We start from the raw sequence: 19,818 nt of genomic DNA on the forward strand, positions 1-19,818 counted from the left end.
TTTAGCCGATAATTCGTACATTGTATTTATTAACGCGAATAACCAAAAAAATTAAACCGTGATTCCATCATGAGCAATATAATGTACAATCCAATGGCTTTCATCGCACTGTTATTTTTTTTCGGTAGCTGTGAACCCGAAAAGAATGAAGTAACAACGCGCTCGGGATTGGAGAAATCCAACTTTGACAGCGTGGTAAATGGAGATTCTACCCATCTTTTTGTGCTGCGTAACGGGCAAGGCGCAGAGCTCTGCGTTACTAACTACGGCGGACGTATCGTATCCCTTTGGGTGCCTGACAGGGCAGGAGTATTCCGAGATGTGGTGTTGGGTTTTGATCGTATTGATGAATATACCGACAAACCATCCTCTTTCGGAGCCACCATAGGCCGGGTGGCCAATCGCATCGATCACGGGCAGTTTGTGCTCGATGGCGATACGGCTCACTTGGAGATCAACAGTGGCGAACATACCATCCACGGCGGTTCTGCTGGTTGGCAGAACCAAGTATACCGGGCAACGCAACTTTCGGATAGCACTTTGCTGCTGCGCTATAGCTCGCCAGATGGTGAAGGCGGTTTTCCCGGAAAAGTGGATGCCGAGGTGCTGTATACCTTGACGCACGACAACAGTGTAGCGATCCGGTATACTTGTCAAGCCGATCGGAAAACACCCATCAACATGACCAATCACAGCTTCTTCAACCTATCGGGGAATCCGCTCAATACGGTGCGTAAGGACAGCCTTTACGTTAATGCGGATCGATTTACACCGCTACGTCCGGATTTAATCACTACAGGCGAACTTTTGCCGGTGGCCGGAACGCCCTTTGATTTGCGCATGAAAACAGCAATAGGCGATGCGCTCGACAAAAGACAGCAAGCCGCCAGCGATCAACTGGATATTGTGGGGGGCATAGACCATAATTTTGTGCTGCAAACCAACGGTGATGTGCATACGTTGGCAGCAAGCCTCTATTCGCCCGAAACGGGTATAGGTATGGAGGTTTATACCGATCAGCCGGGACTACAGGTTTACACCGGCAATATGCTGGATGGATCGCGGATAGGAAAGGCCGGTGTGTCCTACAATAAGCAAAGTGCGATCTGTTTGGAATCCCAGTACTTTCCAGATGCGATCAATAAGCCGCATTGGCCTTCAGTAGTATGGTCGCCTGCGCGTGCCTACCACCACCTGTGCATCTATAAATTTACTGCAAGCTAAAGCCATTCGGCCGCCCTCTAGGCTGGGTGGGATCGCCAACCATGGTTATGCTGCTCGCTGCGCGGCATAAGTCCCCAAACTGCAACAACATATGTTGTTATGCGCGCTATGCGCATCGCTGTCTATGTTTTTTAACTAAAAAAATGACATGTGTTAATTAGCGCAATCGATTGATTGACTTTCTGTGTAAAATATATTTGCAAAAGTAGTTTATATTTACTTCGTCGGTGACGTATGGGTTAATCTTAACCAGCTTATACTGTTCGATCCTAGCGGATTTGACGCTTCGGGAATGCGATCAAGCTGTTGGAAAGATGATCAATTTATAAATTTAAAGGATATAAACTTATGAAAAGCAACTATTTCATGGTGCTGCTCAGCCTATTAACGATCTCCTTAAGCTACAGCTGTCAGCGGGAGATACAGCAGATCGAACTTCATGCCGTGGAAACCGGCTCGTTGGTGTCCGGACTTAATAATGTCAACGTTGTTTATTTTATTCCATCCGATTTGGACACAGTGCCCGGCTATAAGGAACGAATAAACGGCGTGATGGTGTATACCCAAAATTTCATGGCCAAATGGATGGGGCATTGGGGCTATACAAACAAGTATATCGGACTCCCGGTCGATCTGCAGGGGAAGGTCAAGTTGGATGTCATTCGTGGCACACAACCGAAGTCCAGCTATCCGTATGAGGGCGGGGCGGGCGCCGTTATGGATGAAGTCAACGCGTATTATACATCTCATCCTAACGAAAAAAGCAGTGATCACATATTGGTCATTATGCCTGCTTACTCATTCGGCTCGAATGGTGATCCCAGTGGTGGACCTTTTTACGGAATTGGCCGCTGGTGTTTCGCATTGGACTATCCGGGACTGGATACGTTAAATTTCGGTTTGGCGAACGATAATTTTGCAACCAAATGGATCGGCGGTCTCGCGCATGAATTGGGTCATGGCATCAACCTTCCACACAACGGAGGCGCGCAATCCGAGAATCTCCAATTCGGTACCACCCTTATGGGCTACGGCAATGGAACCTATGGAAAATCACCCACCTATCTATCTCCTGCGGATGCCGCTATCCTCGCTAATGCGCAACCATTTAGCCAATCCGTGCGCACGGATTGGTACACCTCACCGGGCTTTCAGTCCAATAAGCTGTATGCGAAATATGAAAACGGCGATATAGTGGTATCTGGGAAATTTACCTCCCAAAAACTGGTAAAGAATATAGCCTACTACCACCGAAACAAAGGGAATGATAATGGAGGATACAAATCAGTCACGTTTGCCAGCAAGCCGATCGGGGTCGACAGTTTCTATATGCGTATGCCAGTTGATGATTTTCGGGATAAAGGAAATACCAATTATGAATTCACCATACGGTTCGTACACGAGAATGGTAGTATCAGCAACATTGTGAATGACTACTCCTTCGCAAACGGCGTTCCCGTGATCAATTTTGGCGATCGCCCAGCCTATAGTAAAGCCAATTGGAGCATAAGCTCTTTTAGCTCGCAGGAGACGGCTGCCGAAAATGGTTTGGCCAGCAATATTATTGATAATGCAGCCAATACTTTTTGGCATTCCCGTTGGTCGAGCAACGCCAGCAGTTATCCGCACGAGATTGTGGTCAATATGGGTGCGAGCCTGGAAGTAAACCGCTTCACTTTTAGGCAACGAAATTCTAGGCAGATAAAAGACCTTGAAATATGGATAAGTGCCAACGGTACAACATGGACTAGCTTAGGCAACTTTGCATTGGCCAGTAGTACCTCTCCGCAGGACATCATCTTGCCTGCAGTTCGTACTTTCCGCTTTTTTAAATTGCAGATGAAATCTGCACATGACGGGCAGCAATTTGGTGCATTGGCAGAAGTGGATACCTACAAGGATTAATCTGTACATACCAAAGGTAATTTTTAGTGCAGGGTCGTTTCTCCGCATTTTGAAACGACCGTATGCTTATATTTTGATTAAGTCTTACGATGGAACAACTCTCGGATAGTGTTTTGGCGACCTATTTATCCCAAGGGTCAGACGAGGCGTTTACGGAAATCTATAACAGATACTGGTCGGTTATGGTTCTTGCTGCAAGAAACCGAACAAACGATGATTATCTAGCGGAAGAGATGGTACAAAATATCTTTTTAAATTTATGGCGCAACCGTCAGCGCATAACCGTCAAAGAATCTTTTCGTCCGTATTTTTCTGTAGCCGTAAAATATGAGGTGCTCAATCACTTCTCGCGTCGTAAAACGCGACTCAGCTATTTGGATTGGCTGGGAAGGCAGCCCGTGACTACCGCTTCATTGGACGATATGCTGGATTATAAGTTGTTGCAGGAACAGATCGAAAAGACGGTTTGCCTGTTGCCCGAGAAATGCCAGCTTGTTTTTCGCTTGCGCGTGGAAAAGGGCTTTACGCAAAAAGAGATTGCGCAAGAGTTGGACATGGCAGAAAAAACGGTCGAGGCACATTTAACAAAAGCCCGGAAATTGGTGCGCCAAGTACGGGCTACCTCCAGATCCCTGACGCTGATGCTCTTTTTGCTGGATCTCTAAAAAAAGTAACAAAAAGACTAAGGGATATCTTGGGCAAAGCAGGTACTATATCTAAAGCGAACTATATAGACTATGCCCAAAGAAATAGCATCAGAAAGACTGAAGTACCTTTCCAGACGATGGATAGATCAGACCATCAGCCCGGAAGAACGTGCCGAGCTTCATGCTTGGTACCACGATAACTTTAACGATAGCTTGGTGGAAGATATGGATGCCCGCGTGCTTGCGGCTTGGCAGGAGCGTGCCTTCGTCAAGCTCCAAAATAGCAAGCGCCGCAGGCAAGTTTTTCCATCTTGGGGTCTTAAAAGTACGGCGGCTGCTGCTGTCGTGTTGCTCGGTTTTGGGCTTTGGTGGTTTGCTATACGGCGTTCGCTCCCTGATGTTGTCATCCATCCCGGACGCCCATATGCCATCCTATATGATGAACGTGGCAAGGAGGTTGCTATCGATTCTATCGCTTCCGAGCAGCTGGTTGCCATAGGTGGTGCCCAATGGAAAAAGTCTGCTGACGGATCATTGTTGTATGTGTCGAAAAATGATGTGGGCGAAAACGCTGCTACCAATATCCGCACACCCAAAGGTGGCGAGATAAAGGTGCAGTTGCCGGACGGCACGCTGGCGTTCCTCAATGCCGACTCTAGGTTACAGCTGTCGCGGTCTTTCGGCGCTGGCAAAAGAGAGGTGCAGCTTATTGGTGAAGCCTATTTCGAGGTGCAGCATGATGCTAGCCGCCCATTTCTGGTGCACACGACATCCTCGACCGTTCGCGTCTTGGGTACGCATTTTAACGTAAGGGCTTATCCCGCACAGCCTGCGGTAGAGACGACACTTGCTTCGGGATCAGTAGCCTTGAAACGCAAGGACAACGGACTGATCACCATGCTTCGTCCCGGAGAGCAAGGCTCCGTCACTGATGCCGAAACGAGGGTACAATCGGTTGATTTAAAGCAAGTGCTGGCCTGGAAAAACGGCGACTTTGTCTTCGAGCAGGAGACGTTGAACGATGTCATGCAGGAACTCGCGCGCTGGTATGATATCAGCTATGATTTCGAAGATCATGCGCTGATGGACCAGCGTCTATGGGGGATTTTGGATAGACAGGCTAGCTTCGAAGACATGTTGGAGATGCTCAACGCCAGTAAGGTTGCCCGTTTTGAACAACAAGGAAGGAGGGTACACGTGAAATATTAAGGGAAATGTGTACATCGAGCCCAAAAGACTGCTCCCCACATAATTACACCGTATCAAATTAAGCTGTATCAACAGCTTCACGCTAACTAAATTTTAACAAACTTATTTCTACATCATGATGAAAGAAAAGAATCACCGGCGATGCTTTTCGAAAGCACGCTCGTACCCAATTTTTCAATCTAACAGACTGTTTCTGATGCTCCTCCTACTGATTTTTTCCGGCTTGAAACAATGTTTTGCCTATAGCCAGTCGGTGACGGTGCAACACGAAAACATATCGCTGACCGCGTTTATGCACTTGGTGAAACAGCAGACAGACTATAACGTGATCGCAGCAAAGGATACCAAACTTGCGGGAAAAACATTGCATAACGTCTACTTCGACAATAAACCCTTGGTCGAGGTATTGGATAAGGTACTGCCTCCCGTGGGGTTAGGCTATCGTTTGGAAGGCAAATTGATCGTTCTATCTGCGGTGGCACCGCCCCCAGCTTCCGGAAAACCGGGAAGGGAAACGCTTGCTGCGCGATTGGTACAGGAGAAAATAACCGTAAGCGGTACGGTGCGCGACTCGTTGGGTAGCCCATTGACCGGGGTTTCCGTGATGGTGAAAAATCGCCGATCGGTAGCTACCTCGTCGGATGCGGAGGGCAGGTATGTGCTTGAGATCAATAAGGGCGAAACGCTCCTGTTCACGTACATGGGCTACCGATCAGAAGAAGTTGCCAATGTCGATCGTACGCATGTCGATATGCGCATGCTGGTCGATCCGCAAGGCTTGGACGAGGTCGTCATTGTGGCCTATGGAACCCAAAAGAAGGCAAATTTAACCGGCGCTGTTGCTTCTATTGATGCCAAGCAGTTGGTTAATAGGCCCGTCACATCGACCCAAAATGCATTGCAGGGACTTAACGCCGGCGTGACGGTTTTGCAAAGACCGGGCGATGTAAATCGCACAAGTGGTGGAACGGCGGGTAATACAGGAGGCATAACCATCAGAGGACGAAGTAACTTAGGGTCACCCTCGCCCATGTATATTATTGACGGAATTCCGGCTACGGCGCAAGAATTTGCATCCATCAATCCAAATGACATCGAAAACATGTCGGTATTGAAAGACGCTTCCTCGGCGGCGATGTATGGCTCACGGGCGGCCAACGGTATCATAACAGTCACGACAAAGCGGGGGAAAGGGGATCGGGTGGTGTTGAGCTTTAACGGTAACTATGGCTTGCAGTCAGCAACTAGGCTGCCGAACTGGACGAACGCTGTGGACTATGCGACGCTTTACAACGAAGCCATGGCAAATGCCGGCAGAGATCCCTTGTTTAGTGCAGAGCAGATCCAACATTTTCGCGATGGCAGGAATCCCGATCTTTATCCCAACGTCGATTGGTACAAAGAGGTATTGCGGGAAACCGCTCCCCAAAGCGACTTGAACCTAAACCTCATTGCGCCAGGCAACACAACGGATTACTATTTGGGGCTCTCCCATCTCCATCAGTCTTCGTTGATCCCAAACAAAGACCAAGGACGTATTGTCGCAAAACTAAATACCACGACGCGTGCGATTAAAGATCTTTTGACGATCGGAACCAACTTTTCTTTTATAAAACAGGATTTTGACCGCGATGGCGCCGATCTGTCTTGGACAGAGCTCAACCGATCGCTCCCCACGCAGGTACTGCGCCAGTCCAATGGTAATTGGGGCTCGGTCAATGCTGGTGTCGTCAACGGCGATATCGCCAATCGTAACCAATTGCGCCGACTAGAGGAGGGAGGCAGCGGATGGAACCGGGATAATTACCTGCAGACTGCTGCCAACGCTACCTTGACCCCTGTAAAGGGTTTGTCCATCAACGGTTTGGTGTCGCTAAAGTATACCAATATGAATGAATGGTCTTTTAATGCGCAGATGGATCCGATCCTAAATTTTTTTACGGGAGCTCCAGCAACTAATATTACGCCGAATGACATGCGGGAATATTGGCGAAAACGCCAAGAGCTGCTGCTACAGGGAACGGCAGATTATGAACGCACCTTTGGACGTCATTTTGCCAAAGCGACTATCGGCGTAACGCAAGAGAGCAACATTTACCGACAGGCCTTCCTCGGAAGGCGAAATTTTCCCAACAATGACATGACGACCATCGGTAGCGGTTCCACCAATCCTTCTGATATATTGTCGGATAGCGATGGCATGGCAAACCGTACCGTGCAGGAAGAATGGGCCATGCGGTCCTATTTCGGACGCGTAAATTACGCTTATGCAGATAAATACTTGTTTGAAGGTGCCTTGCGGGTAGACTATTCTTCCCGTTTTCGCCCGGATTTACGAAAGGCGATATTCCCTGCTTTATCGGCCGGCTGGCGCATCTCGGAGGAGAATTTTCTACAGGACATTTCTTGGATGGATAACCTGAAGCTGCGCGCGTCGTGGGGGATCTTAGGCAACCAGGATGTAGTCACGATTGGTAACTACTTTTCATTGCTGAATACCGGTTATGCCTACAGCTTCGGTGGAAATGCGCTTGATGGCGCTTGGCAAAACCAAGGTACCAATCCGCTTGCTACTTGGGAGGAAGTGACGATGAGCAACATTGGTTTGGATGTTACCTTATTCAACGGGAAATTAGATATTGTGGCCGAATACTACGTGAAATCTACCGATGGCATACTCATGCGGCCTCCGATATTGGCCACGTACGGATTGGGCAGACCCCCGAACTACACTGAAGTACCCTTTCTTAACGCAGCGAAAACACGCAATAGGGGTGTGGAATTGACCATCAACCACCGCGGTGCGATTGGTCCCGACTTTCGGTACAGCATCGGAGGTAACTTGTCGAAGATAAACAATGAGATCTTAAGCCTCGGAGGGCAAAGGGAACGCTTTAATTCCTACTTTATCGAGCGGGTGGGCGAGTCCGTAGGCTCCATTTATGGGCTTCGCGCAGACGGACTTTTTCGTGACCAAACCGAAGTTGATAACCATGCTAGGCAGAACGCAAATACACGTCCCGGCGATATCAAGTTCCGAGATATCAATGGTGATGGGATTATCAACGCGCTAGACCGGGAAATTATTGGTAACGACGTGCCTTGGTTCAATTACGGTTTCAACCTATCGGCAGCTTATAAAGGATTCGAATTGGATGTGCTGACGTATGGCGTACCGAATGTGCAAACATATATCACAAACGAGGCTTCGCAACCATTTTTCAATGGTGCGGGTGCAAAAGAGGAATTCATGAACCGCTGGACTTCGGAGAATCCAGATCCAAATGCCAATTTCCCTAGGATGCTGATTTCTCAAGATGCTACCCATAATTACCAAGAATTTAATTCTTTTTGGGTATTCAGCGGTTCCTATTTCCGCATCCGTGCCCTCACATTGGGCTATTCGTTTAACAAAGAAACGATCCAGCGCATGCGGATGAGCAGTTTGCGTGTGTTCACCTCGGCAAACAACCCTTTTACATTTATGGCGGACAAAAGACTGGCCGATTATGATCCGGAAATGACATCCGGAAGAGGTGGCTATCCCGGTATAAAAACATGGTCTATTGGTATAAATGCAAGTTTTTAATTGATAACGTTATGAAAGTTACTCTATATAAGTATATCGGAATTTTAGGTGCCGTCTTGATGTTTTCTGCCTGCAACAAGGCTTTTTTGGAACGGCCGCCGTTAAACCAAGTGTCGGAAGTGACGTTCTGGAATCGTGCGGAAGATGTATCGCAAGCTGTAAATGGCGTGTACAGCCAGTTGGGCGGAGTTCCTATCCACGATGAAGGGGCAACGGATAATGCCCACGCGCAATATCCCTGGGAGAGTTACGCGACGCAATTGTCGGCAGGTAGCCTGACGACGAATGTGGAAGGCAACTGGAACTTCATCGCGATACGCCGGTGCAATTACTTTTTGGAAAATGCAGACCGTGCTGCTCCCGTGCTTGATGCTGCGCTGTTGAACCGTTTTAAAGCAGAAGTACGTTTTCTACGTGTCTATTTCTACGCGAACCTGGTCAACAAGTATGGAGATGTGCCTTTGCTGACGAGCACTTTGGCTATTGATGAAGTTAATGTGCCGCGCACTCCCAAAGCGCAGGTTGTTGATTTTATGTTGACCGAATTGGAGGAGATTGCAACCCTTTTGCCGGAAGAATATACCGGCGGAACTGATAATCAACCCGGTCGCATCACGCGGGGTGCCGCCTTGGCCATGTCCGCACGTATCAACCTCTACGAAGGAAATTGGACAGCAGCGGCTGCAGCTGCCCAGCGTGTGATGGCGTTGGGATATAGCTTGTTCACGATTTCTTCCGAAAATGAACTCGATAGGCCAGATAACTATGCTGCATGGGTGGATTTTGCCAATGAAGCTGATTCCATCAATTTTAAAATGGGACTGCGGAGTTATGAAGGCTTATTCCATCAGGCCAACGAAGGAAATGCCGAAGTGATCTTAGACCGACAGTACATCCCGCAGGTAGATGCCAATTCGTTGAACACTTTCTTGCCGGCGGGCAATATGAATGGTTGGAGCTCGGTCACGCCCACGCAATCGTTGGTTGATGCCTACGATCATTATCGTACAGGTATGCCTATCGTTCCGGTCTCTCGGGAGCAACGGGCCACATGGTACAGCAGTCAGGATGCACGCTTTAGCGATGAATACCGCAATCGGGACCCGCGTTTCTACGCTACAGTCCTGTTTAATGGTGCACCATGGAATTTCTTTCGCGAGAACTTCGTTTTTCAGTGGGCGCCCGGTGCATCAAACATGTCGCAAACGGGCTATAACTTTCGGAAACTCGTCGATCCTGCAGCTTTCCGCGCAAGGCCGGTGCTGGACAACCATGCCAATGGCATCCTTATCCGTTACGCCGAGATGCTGTTGACCTATGCAGAAGCCGCCAACGAAGAAAGTGGACCATCTGCAGCGGTTTATGCGGCGTTGGACCTTATTCGTCGTCGGGCGGGGATGCCTCCGGTCAATCGAGTAGTGTATAGTTCGCAACAAACCTTACGCAACTTTATACGCAACGAGCGGCGTGTTGAACTTGCGTTGGAAGGACACCGCTTTATGGACATCCGCCGATGGCGTATTGCATCCCAAGTGATGGTCGACATCTACGATCTGAACAACAGCGTCGCGCAGAACCGCACGTGGAATGATCGATTTTATCTGTTGCCCGTACCTCAGTCGCAAATAGATCTCGCACAAGGTGTGCTGACGCAAAACCTTGGCTACTAACTGCATGCTGTAAACAAAAAAAGTCCCGTGTCTCGCGACAGGGGACTTTTACTCTTTTTTTAAATATATGAGCTAATCCAAACTAAATCATGTAAGGAACGCCGCTTCAAACAAATAGTTTTGTGAACGAAAAAAAATTATTTTAAATTTTTCAGAAAAAAGTCGTATCGGTTGAATACTAGACTTTTATATAGATAATTAAGTCTGACTACTCTAGTTAATATCTGCGGGAGAAGCAAACAATTTTTTTACACCATAATTTTCTATTTCTTTCGTATTCGGTGTACTTCCTGTAATTATCTCTGCGACTTCTACCAATGTTTTTTCTTCCCATTCATCCTCATTCACAAACTCAGGAAAACGCAATTCAGGGTATCAATTTTTATTCTTGTTCACTTTCTCCTTCTGTTGCGTTTATTTCATTTAATACTAATGCTTGCAATTCATCTTTTGGTAATAGCAACTGATATTCGGCTACACCAATGGGTTTATTAATGTCCTGCAAAGCAATTTCTACATCCAAGTGATCTTTATCGGCACAAAGTATAATGCCAATAGATGGGTTCTCGTTTTCGCCTCTCTCCAATTTATCCAATAGGGAAAGATACAAGTTCATTTTGCCTACGTATTCGGCTTTAAAACTACCAATCTTTAATTCAATAGCCACCAAAGACTGTAATCCTCTGTGGAAGAAAAGCATATCTACAAAGTATTCTTTGTTGTTGTATTCTAATCGGTATTGATTACCTATATATGAAACCCTTTACCTAATTCCAATACAAAAGCCCTGATTTTGGTTATCAACCTGCTTTCTAATTCCAATTCTTTTAAGGGTTGTGTAATACCTAAAAATCCGAGGTTGTAAGAACTTTTAATACTTCGTTGGCATATTCGGCACTTATTTCAGGTAATGTATTCCTGAAATTATTGATTTTTAGTTGGTTGTCAGCACTGCTATAGCTGTCCATTTTAATGGCGTTGAGCAATAAATCTCTTGACCAGCCTTTTGTAGCGACTTCATTAGCATAAAACGCAACAGCAGAAAGCGATTGGACTTTGTCTAATAACAACAAATTATGCCCCCACGGTAAAACTGCTACGCTATGTAGCAGTTTTGTATCTGCTTGATAATAACGTTCATAAAAGCGCTTCATATTCCACAAATTACGTGGGGATAAACCCATATCGGGAAATTCATTTTTGAGGTCAATAGATAATTGCTTTACAACACCACTACCGTAACCTTCTTCTAATTGTTTTTCAAAGAGTAGTTTTCCCAAATTCCAATACACGGAATTTGCAGTACTGTTTACCTGCTTTGCAATTAGCGTTCGGGCGGTATTAATTTGGCTTATCGCTTGATTTAAAATCTCCCGATAATCCGAAGTATTTATATTTATTTGAGGCTGATTACTCATTTTTTTATTTATTATCATAAGCAGCCAAACCACTTATTTCTCTACCTTGAGTCAGTTTTTTTAATTGAGACACAAGGTCTTCCGTTAATGACAATTCTTTTGCTGTGCGTTCTTTCCAGCTTAAATCTAAAGGCTCCAACAAATCCGTTAATTTTTCTCCGTCAAAAATCATACGGCTAATAATCGTATCTACAAATGTTTTAACTGTTCAAAGATAGTCAAATTACACTGTCCAATAGTGTAAAATGTCACAATATTATAGTGAAAGGTAAAGCTATTTTCTAGCACTGAGTATCAAAAAAGACAAATGTGCTCGACCATACGTTTGAAACATTATTACTCATTCACTTAAAAAAACTCAGTTTGTCTCCCCGCGATCTTTGTACTTGATGGATCCTTCTGGTGGATAGCTGATTGTTCCACGGATGTTGGCGATATGCTGCTCCTCAAAATCCGGAATTTGCAATTCATTTTTTTCTTTCCACGCACGTACCTGCGCTTCTATCTCGTCCTTTTTTTCGGTTGTGGCCACTTCTTCCTGTTGTATGTAGATGCTTTGCGATGAGCGCGCGAGGTCTGTGCCGCTACCTTTGATGACTTCCAACAGGTGTAGGTAAAGATCCTCTTGTACGGATAGGAACATGTCGAAATCTACGGCATTGATGTAGGCAAAAATTTCGAACTTTAAACCCTCTTTACTGACGTTTACGAAGCGGACCCGGGCCGGAAGCGTATCGACCTTCGGATGGGCATAGAGTACGCTGCGCATCTCTACCAGTAGGTAGCGGATCTGATCTACGCTGCTGTCTAGCCGGAAATAGAAACTCGGACTGAACAGAAACTTATCGCGGTGGGTAAAATTTTCGATCTGTAGGGATGACAATTCGCCGTTCGGGATAGTTACCACCGTGCGTTCATTGGTCCGTATTTGCGTAGATCGCATCCCGATTTGTTCTACCGTTCCTACAAGCTGTCCGACCTTGCAAAAGTCGCCCACACGTACCGGTTGATCGGCGATCAAGGTCACACTGCCCACGAAATTTTCCACCGTCTTCTGGGCGCCCAAAGCCAGGGCGATACCCCCAATACCTAGTGCGGCAATACCGGTTGTCACATTGAAACCAAAGGTGTCCAGCACGGTGATGATAGCCATAAAAAACAAGGCGATTTTTATAGCTCGACGAAGAAAGAGAATCGCTGATACGCCCGCTTGATTACCCCGCTTTGCCAAGTTGCGCTGCGTAATTTTACTTCCGGCGTCTAACAGCTGCCACATCAACAATAACACGGCTAACATGTAGAAAATGACGCTCAGGCTGCTCAGCCGCTGCCTGACGATAATGGAAATATTGGCTTGCTCTAGCGCAAAAACGAATATCCATACGGCGAAAAATAGCTGAACGGGTCGAAAGAATGCGCGGATAATACCCGTGTTGGGTTCGCGGCGCGCAGCTGTCCATACGCGCGAGACGATAAAAATAATGATTTTTGTTGCTGCCCAAGCAAGTAGGTAGGCCATGAACACTAACAGGATGCTGATCATCCAGTGCGCAATAGGTACACCGCTCCACTTTTTATCGATCAATACCTTTGGCAGCACCTTCGAAATCCACGAACTGGAAAGTTCTTCATCTACCGGCAGTGGTATGCGTTGGATAGTCTGTGTAGAAAAAAGCCATAACGGCGCGCCATGTTCGTCCTGTATACTTTCGACCATGATGTCGAAGGATTCGTTATCGATCATGGCAGAGCCTACGCGGTCTATGTTGGGGCCCAAATTATCGTCGATATGGCCATCCGGACTATCGCTGATTAATGCATAAGGGAGGATGCTGCCGCTCTCATCGAGCAGCTGCTGCAGGCCTTGCGCCAGTTGTTCTGCATTTCTTTTCTTGCGCAGCTTGCGATCGATGTGTAGGTACCGTGCCGCCCGGGCATAGTTCTCTTTAGCAACGGCGCTGATAAAGCCGGCGACGGCACCACGCGGGGTGCGCCGATTCAACGAATCAGCGGGGTATTTCGGCGTGGAGGCACTACTGGTGGTATCGGGTTTGGGGATCTGAGCACTGACGGCCGTCGTTGCCATTAGCCATGCCAGTAGGCATAGCCCCATGTAAATAGTCTTTCGTAGTATATTGCTTGTATGGACAGCGTAAGTAGATGACATGTGTGATAGATTTTTTATGTTGCCTCGAGCAACGTGGTAACGAAATCGCCTATACCTTAGTTTAACGATCTTGGAGCGATGAATGTTTTTTATTTCTTGGATTGCATGGAGCTAGGTCCCTGCTTTGTTCAAAATAGCAGCAAGATACGCGGAAAAGCTATATCGGTTTGTCGAAAATTGGCTACATAATTTTACGCACACGATTGCTTGATTTTCTTTTAACCAATAATAATTTACAGTATTTTTCTGATTTTTGCGGCATCACATAGAACGTGCATGCGAATAAGCAAATTACAGAGGATAGGAACTCCGATTTTTACGTTGCGGTCGCTTGCCGGCAGTAAGCGTGCCTGCTATTATGTAAGTTACGATAGCGAACAGCTTTGCGGGATAGCAATCTTTCATGAGGATGACAACCACTGCACGCTGGCCATGGTTCGAGACGAGAACGGGGAGCGCGTAACGATGGGGTCTTTCACGCCGTCCCACTTCGTGGAACCGGACGATCTGGCGGAAATGGTTAGGCTGTATAATATGACCTTGGGCACATCGAGCGTAACCCTTATCTCACCAGCCATTTGATGGGATTTGTCCAGGCGCTATGCCCGTGTTTATTTCGTGCGCGCACCCGAAAGCAGATATACTGCCCGGCCGTAAAACCATCTTGGAAATTTTTGAATGACCGTGTCGTGACCATCGTTTTCCCCCATATTGCCTTTCCTTGCCGATTGATTAGGGCAAACCCATATGCATACCAGATATCGCGGCCCACGGGTTTGAATCCAAATTCCACTTCACCACTGTTGCGGCCGTCCTTAACAAATGCTGCTAGCGGGCGAGCTGGTATCGTGCTGGCCGCTTTCTTAGCCAGTACTGGAAAACCCGAGCTGTACAGTAAAGATAGCTTACCGTCGGCCAGCCTATTGACATAGAAAGCCAGCTGTTGCAGGATGTCAGCCAGCCGACGCTTGCTTGCTCGCTTCAGTGCAGCCTTTTCGCGATCTTTACCGCGGGCGTCAACGACCTTTTGGTAGTAGTTCCTGTAGGCCTCTTTGAGTATTTCCAACGGCGGGTCCAATGATGTAAATGTATCCGATTCCTTTAGGCAGGTGATAATATGCGCGGCCCTAACCTCCAATTTATCGTCGGGATATCTGAAAAAGCTGGCCTTAACACGTATGTATTTCATGTTGTTTCCCCCCCCTTGCTTTATTTATACTTGGTATCGCTTACTCGTTTTTCTGTTTACCTCTTAAATATAGCGAATTTTTAACCAAAAAAATATTTGTTCGCTTTAGCGCTGTCAAACAGCTGGAATATGTCAGCGGTGGAAAGTGAAGTGTTTCCTAGGTTAGCTACGTTAACGTTTACTAACAATATCCGATAGCGGTGCAGCAACGCACCATCGACAAAGAGATCGAGATCAGTCTTCCACAAGTCTAAGCTAAGGCGGAAGCCCGATGATGTTTTGTATACGAAGGATAGCCTGTGGAGTGGTAAAGGGAAGTTCGTGATTTCACACAAAACATCTATGTATATGGACAACAACATGCATCGTGAACGATAAACATCGTAGCGCAAGAAAGACGTCTCATACGCTTCGTACATGAAAGAAATGCTACGTAGCATTCTTCTAACGAAAGCATAGTTTTATTTTCAGATAGGTTTCTATAGTTTTAAGAAGCTATACTTATCATCATCGCCTCTCCAATTCACAACTTTGCAGATCGACGTTGACTTTCGTTGTCCAAGCAAAGGTAGATCGGGGGAGCAATATGGCGGATTACATTCGTTCGATACAAAAATGTTCAATCAAGACAATTTCCGATTCGCATTCAACAAGGCAAAGTGGCATGATAGCCCTTTCAGGGATGGATGCAATGCCTCGCATTTTGTCTGCATAACACTGTTGTATGACGGCTACAAACGAATGTTACGTAGCATTTGTACCTGCCAAAACAACAAAATATTGTTTTAAATAGCATTTAAGGCAGTTGTCGGACATAAATCGATCAGGAGATCGATATGCTGTCCGACACGTTGACGCCTATTTTTTCCTTCAGAACAAAAGTCAGTGCCGTATTAGCTATCGATCCCATCCTGTAGGGGCGATTTGGCAGGCAGCGTTTTCCCGGTTTTTCGGAGAAAGAAATACCCCAACAGGCCGGCCAAGATGGAGGTCAGGAGAATGGAGAGCTTAGCCTCTTTAATATAAAGCGGATCGCCAAACGACAGGATCGCGATAAAGATGGACATCGTAAATCCGATCCCGGCCAAGAGACCTACACCCAGCATATGTTTGTAGTTGCTGCCTTCGGGCAATTGGCTGATTTTTAGTTTGGAACAGATGAAAGACATCAATAGGATACCTAACGGTTTACCCAATAACAATCCCAAGCTAATGCCCAGTCCCAATGGGGCGATCAGGCCATGTGCCATTTCTGGCAAAAGCGTGATATTGGTGTTGGCGAAAGCAAATACCGGAATAATAAAGAAGTTTACCGGCTTTAGGAGTGCATGCTCGAGGCGTTCGAGCGGCGATTCGTCTGCCGTATCATTGGTGGGGATTGTCATCGCTACGAGTACCCCAGCGATGGTAGCGTGTATTCCGGAGTGATGTATAAAATACCAGATAAATGCTCCGGGTATTAAGTAGAGGTAAGGGTTTTGCAGGTTGAGCCTGTTCATCAGGAACAGCACAGCCATACCTGCCAAGGCATATAGCAGGTAGGTGGTTTCCAGCCCGGCAGAGTAGAAGAAGGCGATCACTAAAATGGCTATCAAATCATCGACAATAGCGAGTGCGGCGAGGAAAATTTTAAGACTCGGCGGTACGCGTTTGTCCAGCAACCCGATTACTGCTAGTGCGAAAGCAATGTCGGTGGCCATCGGAATACCCCATCCACCGGCTGTAACACTGCCCGCATTGAAAAAAAGGTAGATTAGTGCTGGGACAACAGCGCCGCCGAAGGCACACAAAATCGGGAGCGACGCCTGCCGAGGGGAGGATAGTTCGCCTTCGACAATTTCACGTTTGATCTCTAAACCGACCATCAAAAAGAATATAGCCATCAATCCATCGTTGATCCACATCAACACACTGTAGTTAAGATGAATGGACGCTGTTTCAAATCCTACTCTCGTATCTAGGAGGGTGTGCAACCAGCCGGCCAGCGGACTGTTGGCTACAATCATCGAGATGATTACGCAGCTAAAAAGGAGTATCCCACCGGCATTGTTAGAACGTAAAAAGTTTTTAAAAACGTTCAGATTAATTAATTTTCCCATTACTGTATATATGTATGTGCCAATTATTGGCTGTGCATTTATTGTGTCGATCTGTTTCCGCTAAAGTAGGGCTTTTCTATGGATAGCGTTAAAAAAGTTGTATAGATTTTATATTTTTTATAGTTGATTATTATAGATTTTAGCTATACTTTGTTTTGGCCTTGCAAGCAAACATGGGTATCTCCGTGCGCGCTGCGGGCTCGCATGGCTAGCAAGACGATCGGTCGGAAAAAAGCAGCTCGTCGGGCAAGATTTTAAAACCAAACGCATAGATTTCCTGTTCTATTGAAAACAGGGGAAGATGACAGAGTTAGCGTTAACAAAAGATATCGTGAAGGATTTGATCACGCGTGGATATCACCTATTGGTCAATGGTGTTCGTCAAAAGATAGAGGGTGATTTTTGGGACTATATAAAGCATTTGGATGAAGATGCATGTGTCTTGGTTTTGGAAGATCTTTTATTGTGGAAGGACAGGGAGCTGCAGCTTATTGCGCTTGTTGCTTAGCCATTTTGTTTTGTTGATCTGCGGACTTCTTCGCTGATGTCTACCGGAATCGTAACGTATCATGTTGGCCTTCCGCGGCCTTGCTTTTATACGAAAGCGTAGATTGCGCTCCCAATAACCGTCCGTTTTTTTCGTAAAACACGGCGATATTTTTTTAAATTTGGCGGTTATGACACATCATCTCAAAAGGCTAGTGGTCGCTATTGTTGCATGGCCACTTTTGGGGCCAGGCACGTCTTGCGCGCAATCCCTAAAACAACCTTCTTCCACATCCACATCGTCCTTGCCCAAAACTTCTATCTTGCCGGCTATTTTTCCGGCACCGGTATCGATGGAGCTAGGAGTCGGCAATTTTGCGTTGGGCAACTCGGTGACGTTGGTTGCCGGCCCGACGGTCGATGCCGGGACAAGGGCACTCTTGGACCAGACGTTCCGTGAAGCAGGAGTAAAGACGGTGAAAACGGCAAAAAATCTACCCTTAAATAGGAAAGGCACCTATGTGCTCTTGGGTACGCAGGCCGATTCGCAGGTGCTTACTGCGATAAAAGAAATGACAGACACGCTGGACAGCAATACCGGCGGTTACACCTTTGCTAGCCAGCCGCAGGGGTCAGGCGCTGTCGTTGCCATGGCAGCAAAAGACGCAGACGGTCTGTACTATGCCGTGCAGACATTTAGCCAGCTGGCCAGGCGCGGCGTGATCCCAGCAGTGGTTATCCATGACCATCCTGCATTGCCGATCCGTGGTACGATCGAAGGCTTCTATGGTAAGCCATGGTCGATGGAGGAGCGGGAAAAGCATATCCATTTTTTAGCCACGGTGAAAGCAAACACCTATATCTACAGTCCGAAGGATGATCCTTACGCGCGCGATCGCTGGCGCGAGCCCTATCCGGTGTCTACGTTGAAAGCGCTCAAAAAATTGGCCGAGGTGGCGGGCAACAACCATATCAACTTTGTGTATGCGATATCGCCAGGACCTACCGTATGCTTTTCTGATCCGGATGACCTGCAGGCACTACTGCGCAAATTCAACGCTCTGCGGGCGGTAGGGATCCATAGTTTCTACGTAGCACTGGACGACATTGAATACAAGCAATGGAACTGTGAACAGGATTCGATCACCTTTGGCCCCTCGGGGGCCGAGGCTGCAGCCCGTGCACAGGCACATTTGCTGAATGCCGTACAAGCCGATATTAAAAAGGTTGATCCGTCGGCACCGCCTTTGATTATGGTGCCCACCGAATATTACGATGCGAAGGAAACGCCTTACAAAGAAGCGCTACGCAAACATTTGAATCCTTCGATTGTGGTGCAGTGGACGGGCACTGACGTGGTACCGCCAGCTATCTCGATCGCGGATGCACGCACGGCCACGAAAGCGTTCGGGCGTAAGACATTTTTGTGGGACAATTATCCGGTCAACGACTACGGCGAATCGAGTGGTAGGCTGTTGATGGCACCTTATACGCGGCGTGAGGCGGGGCTATCCGACGAGCTGTCGGGCATCGTGTCCAACCCCATGAATCAAGAGGTGGCTAGCCGCGCCGCTGTTACGGGATTGGTGGCTTTCGCTTGGAACGATAAAGATTACGATGCCGATAAGACCTGGAGGTTTGCAGCGCGCGAGCTTGCCGGCTGGAACGAGGAAGTGAGCGAAGCGCTACTGATATTTTTTGATACGCAGCATCTTGCACCAACTTTTGGAACGCATCCTTGGCAGCCGCAAGCGCCACAGCTGAAAACATTTTTGGATGGGGTAGAGGATGCTATTGCCAATGGCGATGCTGACAGCCGTAAGCAGGCGATAGCAGCGCTATCGAAACATGCTGCTCGTTTTGCCGATGTGCCCAGCACCATCCGCAACGGGCATGTCGATACAGCATTTCTCATCGAAGCGGGTCCGTGGCTGGATGCCATGCTGTTATGGGGTAAGGCGCTGGCATGCACAGCCGCGGGACTGGCGGCCGCCAATGAAGCCGATTCGGCAGCGAGCGAGCATTTTAAACAGGCCGAAAAATTTACTGCAGAGGCAGCCGCTATCCGATCGATCCCCGGCGCTACACGCGTGGAGGGGCCGGTAAAGGTAGCGGATGGCGTATTGGATCGCTTTATTGCCAAGGCGCCATCACTCATATACTTTTAACGGGCTGTGGCTTCGTTTTCGATATGCCGCTGGCCATATGGAAAACG

General features: G+C 47.3%; 15 protein-coding genes and 2 pseudogenes. 9 read left to right on the forward strand and 8 right to left on the reverse strand.

Annotated elements, in window-relative coordinates:
- Positions 1–69 precede the first annotated feature (69 nt).
- From IE165_RS06550 to IE165_RS06575, 6 genes are all read left to right on the forward strand, one after another.
- Positions 70–1,224 (forward strand): aldose epimerase family protein, encoded by a 1,155-nt coding sequence (locus IE165_RS06550; RefSeq protein WP_229826395.1) that lies wholly within the window; start codon positions 70–72, stop codon positions 1,222–1,224.
- A gap of 348 nt (positions 1,225–1,572) precedes the next feature.
- On the forward strand, positions 1,573–3,129 hold the full coding sequence (locus tag IE165_RS06555) for a discoidin domain-containing protein (RefSeq protein WP_189625803.1): 1,557 nt from the start codon (positions 1,573–1,575) through the stop codon (positions 3,127–3,129).
- A gap of 89 nt (positions 3,130–3,218) precedes the next feature.
- Positions 3,219–3,794 carry an RNA polymerase sigma factor gene (locus tag IE165_RS06560; protein ID WP_189625804.1) on the forward strand — a complete coding sequence of 192 codons (576 nt, stop codon included), beginning with the start codon at positions 3,219–3,221 and terminating at the stop codon, positions 3,792–3,794.
- Positions 3,795–3,866: 72 nt separating this feature from the next.
- Complete coding sequence (locus tag IE165_RS06565; RefSeq protein ID WP_189625805.1) at positions 3,867–4,985, forward strand: FecR family protein; 1,119 nt, start codon at positions 3,867–3,869, stop codon at positions 4,983–4,985.
- A gap of 196 nt (positions 4,986–5,181) precedes the next feature.
- Positions 5,182–8,574 carry a SusC/RagA family TonB-linked outer membrane protein gene (locus tag IE165_RS06570; RefSeq protein WP_189625806.1) on the forward strand — a complete coding sequence of 1,131 codons (3,393 nt, stop codon included), beginning with the start codon at positions 5,182–5,184 and terminating at the stop codon, positions 8,572–8,574.
- A gap of 11 nt (positions 8,575–8,585) precedes the next feature.
- Entirely contained in the window at positions 8,586–10,244 is a 1,659-nt protein-coding gene (locus IE165_RS06575) for a RagB/SusD family nutrient uptake outer membrane protein (protein ID WP_189625807.1), read from the forward strand.
- Positions 10,245–10,457: 213 nt separating this feature from the next.
- On the opposite strand, the gene IE165_RS18625 is transcribed toward IE165_RS06575, so the two are convergent.
- The 5 genes and pseudogenes from IE165_RS18625 to IE165_RS06595 form a co-directional block, all read right to left on the reverse strand.
- Entirely contained in the window at positions 10,458–10,592 is a 135-nt protein-coding gene (locus IE165_RS18625) for a restriction endonuclease subunit S (RefSeq protein ID WP_373297916.1), read from the reverse strand.
- A 34-nt stretch (positions 10,593–10,626) separates the two neighbouring features.
- Positions 10,627–11,066: pseudogene (locus IE165_RS18500) on the reverse strand (PDDEXK nuclease domain-containing protein).
- Between the two features lie 23 nt (positions 11,067–11,089).
- Positions 11,090–11,662 (reverse strand): DUF1016 N-terminal domain-containing protein, encoded by a 573-nt coding sequence (locus IE165_RS18505; protein ID WP_229826399.1) that lies wholly within the window; start codon positions 11,660–11,662, stop codon positions 11,090–11,092.
- Positions 11,663–11,666: 4 nt separating this feature from the next.
- A pseudogene (locus IE165_RS06590) lies at positions 11,667–11,855 on the reverse strand (type I restriction endonuclease subunit R, EcoR124 family); the annotation flags it as partial.
- A 165-nt stretch (positions 11,856–12,020) separates the two neighbouring features.
- Entirely contained in the window at positions 12,021–13,829 is a 1,809-nt protein-coding gene (locus tag IE165_RS06595) for a mechanosensitive ion channel family protein (RefSeq protein WP_229826401.1), read from the reverse strand.
- A 276-nt stretch (positions 13,830–14,105) separates the two neighbouring features.
- On the opposite strand from IE165_RS06595, the gene IE165_RS06600 reads away from it, so the two are divergent.
- Positions 14,106–14,411 carry a hypothetical protein gene (locus IE165_RS06600; RefSeq protein ID WP_189625810.1) on the forward strand — a complete coding sequence of 102 codons (306 nt, stop codon included), beginning with the start codon at positions 14,106–14,108 and terminating at the stop codon, positions 14,409–14,411.
- Here the strand turns inward: IE165_RS06600 and IE165_RS06605 are convergent.
- The 3 genes from IE165_RS06605 to nhaA all read right to left on the reverse strand — a co-directional run bounded on the left by IE165_RS06605 (position 14,392) and on the right by nhaA (position 17,117).
- On the reverse strand, positions 14,392–15,018 hold the full coding sequence (locus IE165_RS06605; RefSeq protein ID WP_189625811.1) for a hypothetical protein: 627 nt from the start codon (positions 15,016–15,018) through the stop codon (positions 14,392–14,394). The genes IE165_RS06600 and IE165_RS06605 overlap by 20 nt on opposite strands.
- 80 nt (positions 15,019–15,098) lie before the next feature.
- A complete protein-coding gene (locus IE165_RS06610; RefSeq protein ID WP_189625812.1) occupies positions 15,099–15,458 on the reverse strand; it encodes a hypothetical protein in 360 nt (119 codons plus the stop codon).
- A 453-nt stretch (positions 15,459–15,911) separates the two neighbouring features.
- Positions 15,912–17,117, reverse strand: coding sequence for a Na+/H+ antiporter NhaA (gene nhaA, locus IE165_RS06615; RefSeq protein WP_189625813.1), 1,206 nt, complete (start codon positions 17,115–17,117; stop codon positions 15,912–15,914).
- A gap of 301 nt (positions 17,118–17,418) precedes the next feature.
- Between nhaA and IE165_RS06620 the strand changes: the two genes are divergently transcribed.
- Together IE165_RS06620 and IE165_RS06625 are read left to right on the forward strand one after the other, a co-directional pair.
- Positions 17,419–17,625 carry a hypothetical protein gene (locus IE165_RS06620; RefSeq protein ID WP_189625814.1) on the forward strand — a complete coding sequence of 69 codons (207 nt, stop codon included), beginning with the start codon at positions 17,419–17,421 and terminating at the stop codon, positions 17,623–17,625.
- Positions 17,626–17,794: 169 nt separating this feature from the next.
- Entirely contained in the window at positions 17,795–19,771 is a 1,977-nt protein-coding gene (locus tag IE165_RS06625; RefSeq protein ID WP_189625815.1) for a glycoside hydrolase family 84 protein, read from the forward strand.
- Positions 19,772–19,818: the final 47 nt, after the last annotated feature.

The organism is Sphingobacterium griseoflavum (assembly GCF_014653155.1).
Lineage (GTDB): Bacteria > Bacteroidota > Bacteroidia > Sphingobacteriales > Sphingobacteriaceae > Sphingobacterium > Sphingobacterium griseoflavum.

What these genes read in the sequence shown, in the direction of transcription:
- IE165_RS06550 (WP_229826395.1), top strand. Translation starts at nt 70, where the DNA reads ATGAGCAATATAATGTACAATCCAATGGCTTTCATCGCACTGTTATTT.
- IE165_RS06555 (WP_189625803.1), top strand. Translation starts at nt 1,573, where the DNA reads ATGAAAAGCAACTATTTCATGGTGCTGCTCAGCCTATTAACGATCTCC.
- IE165_RS06560 (WP_189625804.1), top strand. Translation starts at nt 3,219, where the DNA reads ATGGAACAACTCTCGGATAGTGTTTTGGCGACCTATTTATCCCAAGGG.
- IE165_RS06565 (WP_189625805.1), top strand. Translation starts at nt 3,867, where the DNA reads ATGCCCAAAGAAATAGCATCAGAAAGACTGAAGTACCTTTCCAGACGA.
- IE165_RS06570 (WP_189625806.1), top strand. Translation starts at nt 5,182, where the DNA reads ATGCTCCTCCTACTGATTTTTTCCGGCTTGAAACAATGTTTTGCCTAT.
- IE165_RS06575 (WP_189625807.1), top strand. Translation starts at nt 8,586, where the DNA reads ATGAAAGTTACTCTATATAAGTATATCGGAATTTTAGGTGCCGTCTTG.
- IE165_RS18505 (WP_229826399.1), bottom strand. Translation starts at nt 11,662, where the DNA reads ATGAGTAATCAGCCTCAAATAAATATAAATACTTCGGATTATCGGGAG.
- IE165_RS06595 (WP_229826401.1), bottom strand. Translation starts at nt 13,829, where the DNA reads ATGTCATCTACTTACGCTGTCCATACAAGCAATATACTACGAAAGACT.
- IE165_RS06600 (WP_189625810.1), top strand. Translation starts at nt 14,106, where the DNA reads ATGCGAATAAGCAAATTACAGAGGATAGGAACTCCGATTTTTACGTTG.
- IE165_RS06605 (WP_189625811.1), bottom strand. Translation starts at nt 15,018, where the DNA reads ATGAAATACATACGTGTTAAGGCCAGCTTTTTCAGATATCCCGACGAT.
- IE165_RS06610 (WP_189625812.1), bottom strand. Translation starts at nt 15,458, where the DNA reads ATGCTACGTAGCATTTCTTTCATGTACGAAGCGTATGAGACGTCTTTC.
- nhaA (WP_189625813.1), bottom strand. Translation starts at nt 17,117, where the DNA reads ATGGGAAAATTAATTAATCTGAACGTTTTTAAAAACTTTTTACGTTCT.
- IE165_RS06620 (WP_189625814.1), top strand. Translation starts at nt 17,419, where the DNA reads ATGACAGAGTTAGCGTTAACAAAAGATATCGTGAAGGATTTGATCACG.
- IE165_RS06625 (WP_189625815.1), top strand. Translation starts at nt 17,795, where the DNA reads ATGACACATCATCTCAAAAGGCTAGTGGTCGCTATTGTTGCATGGCCA.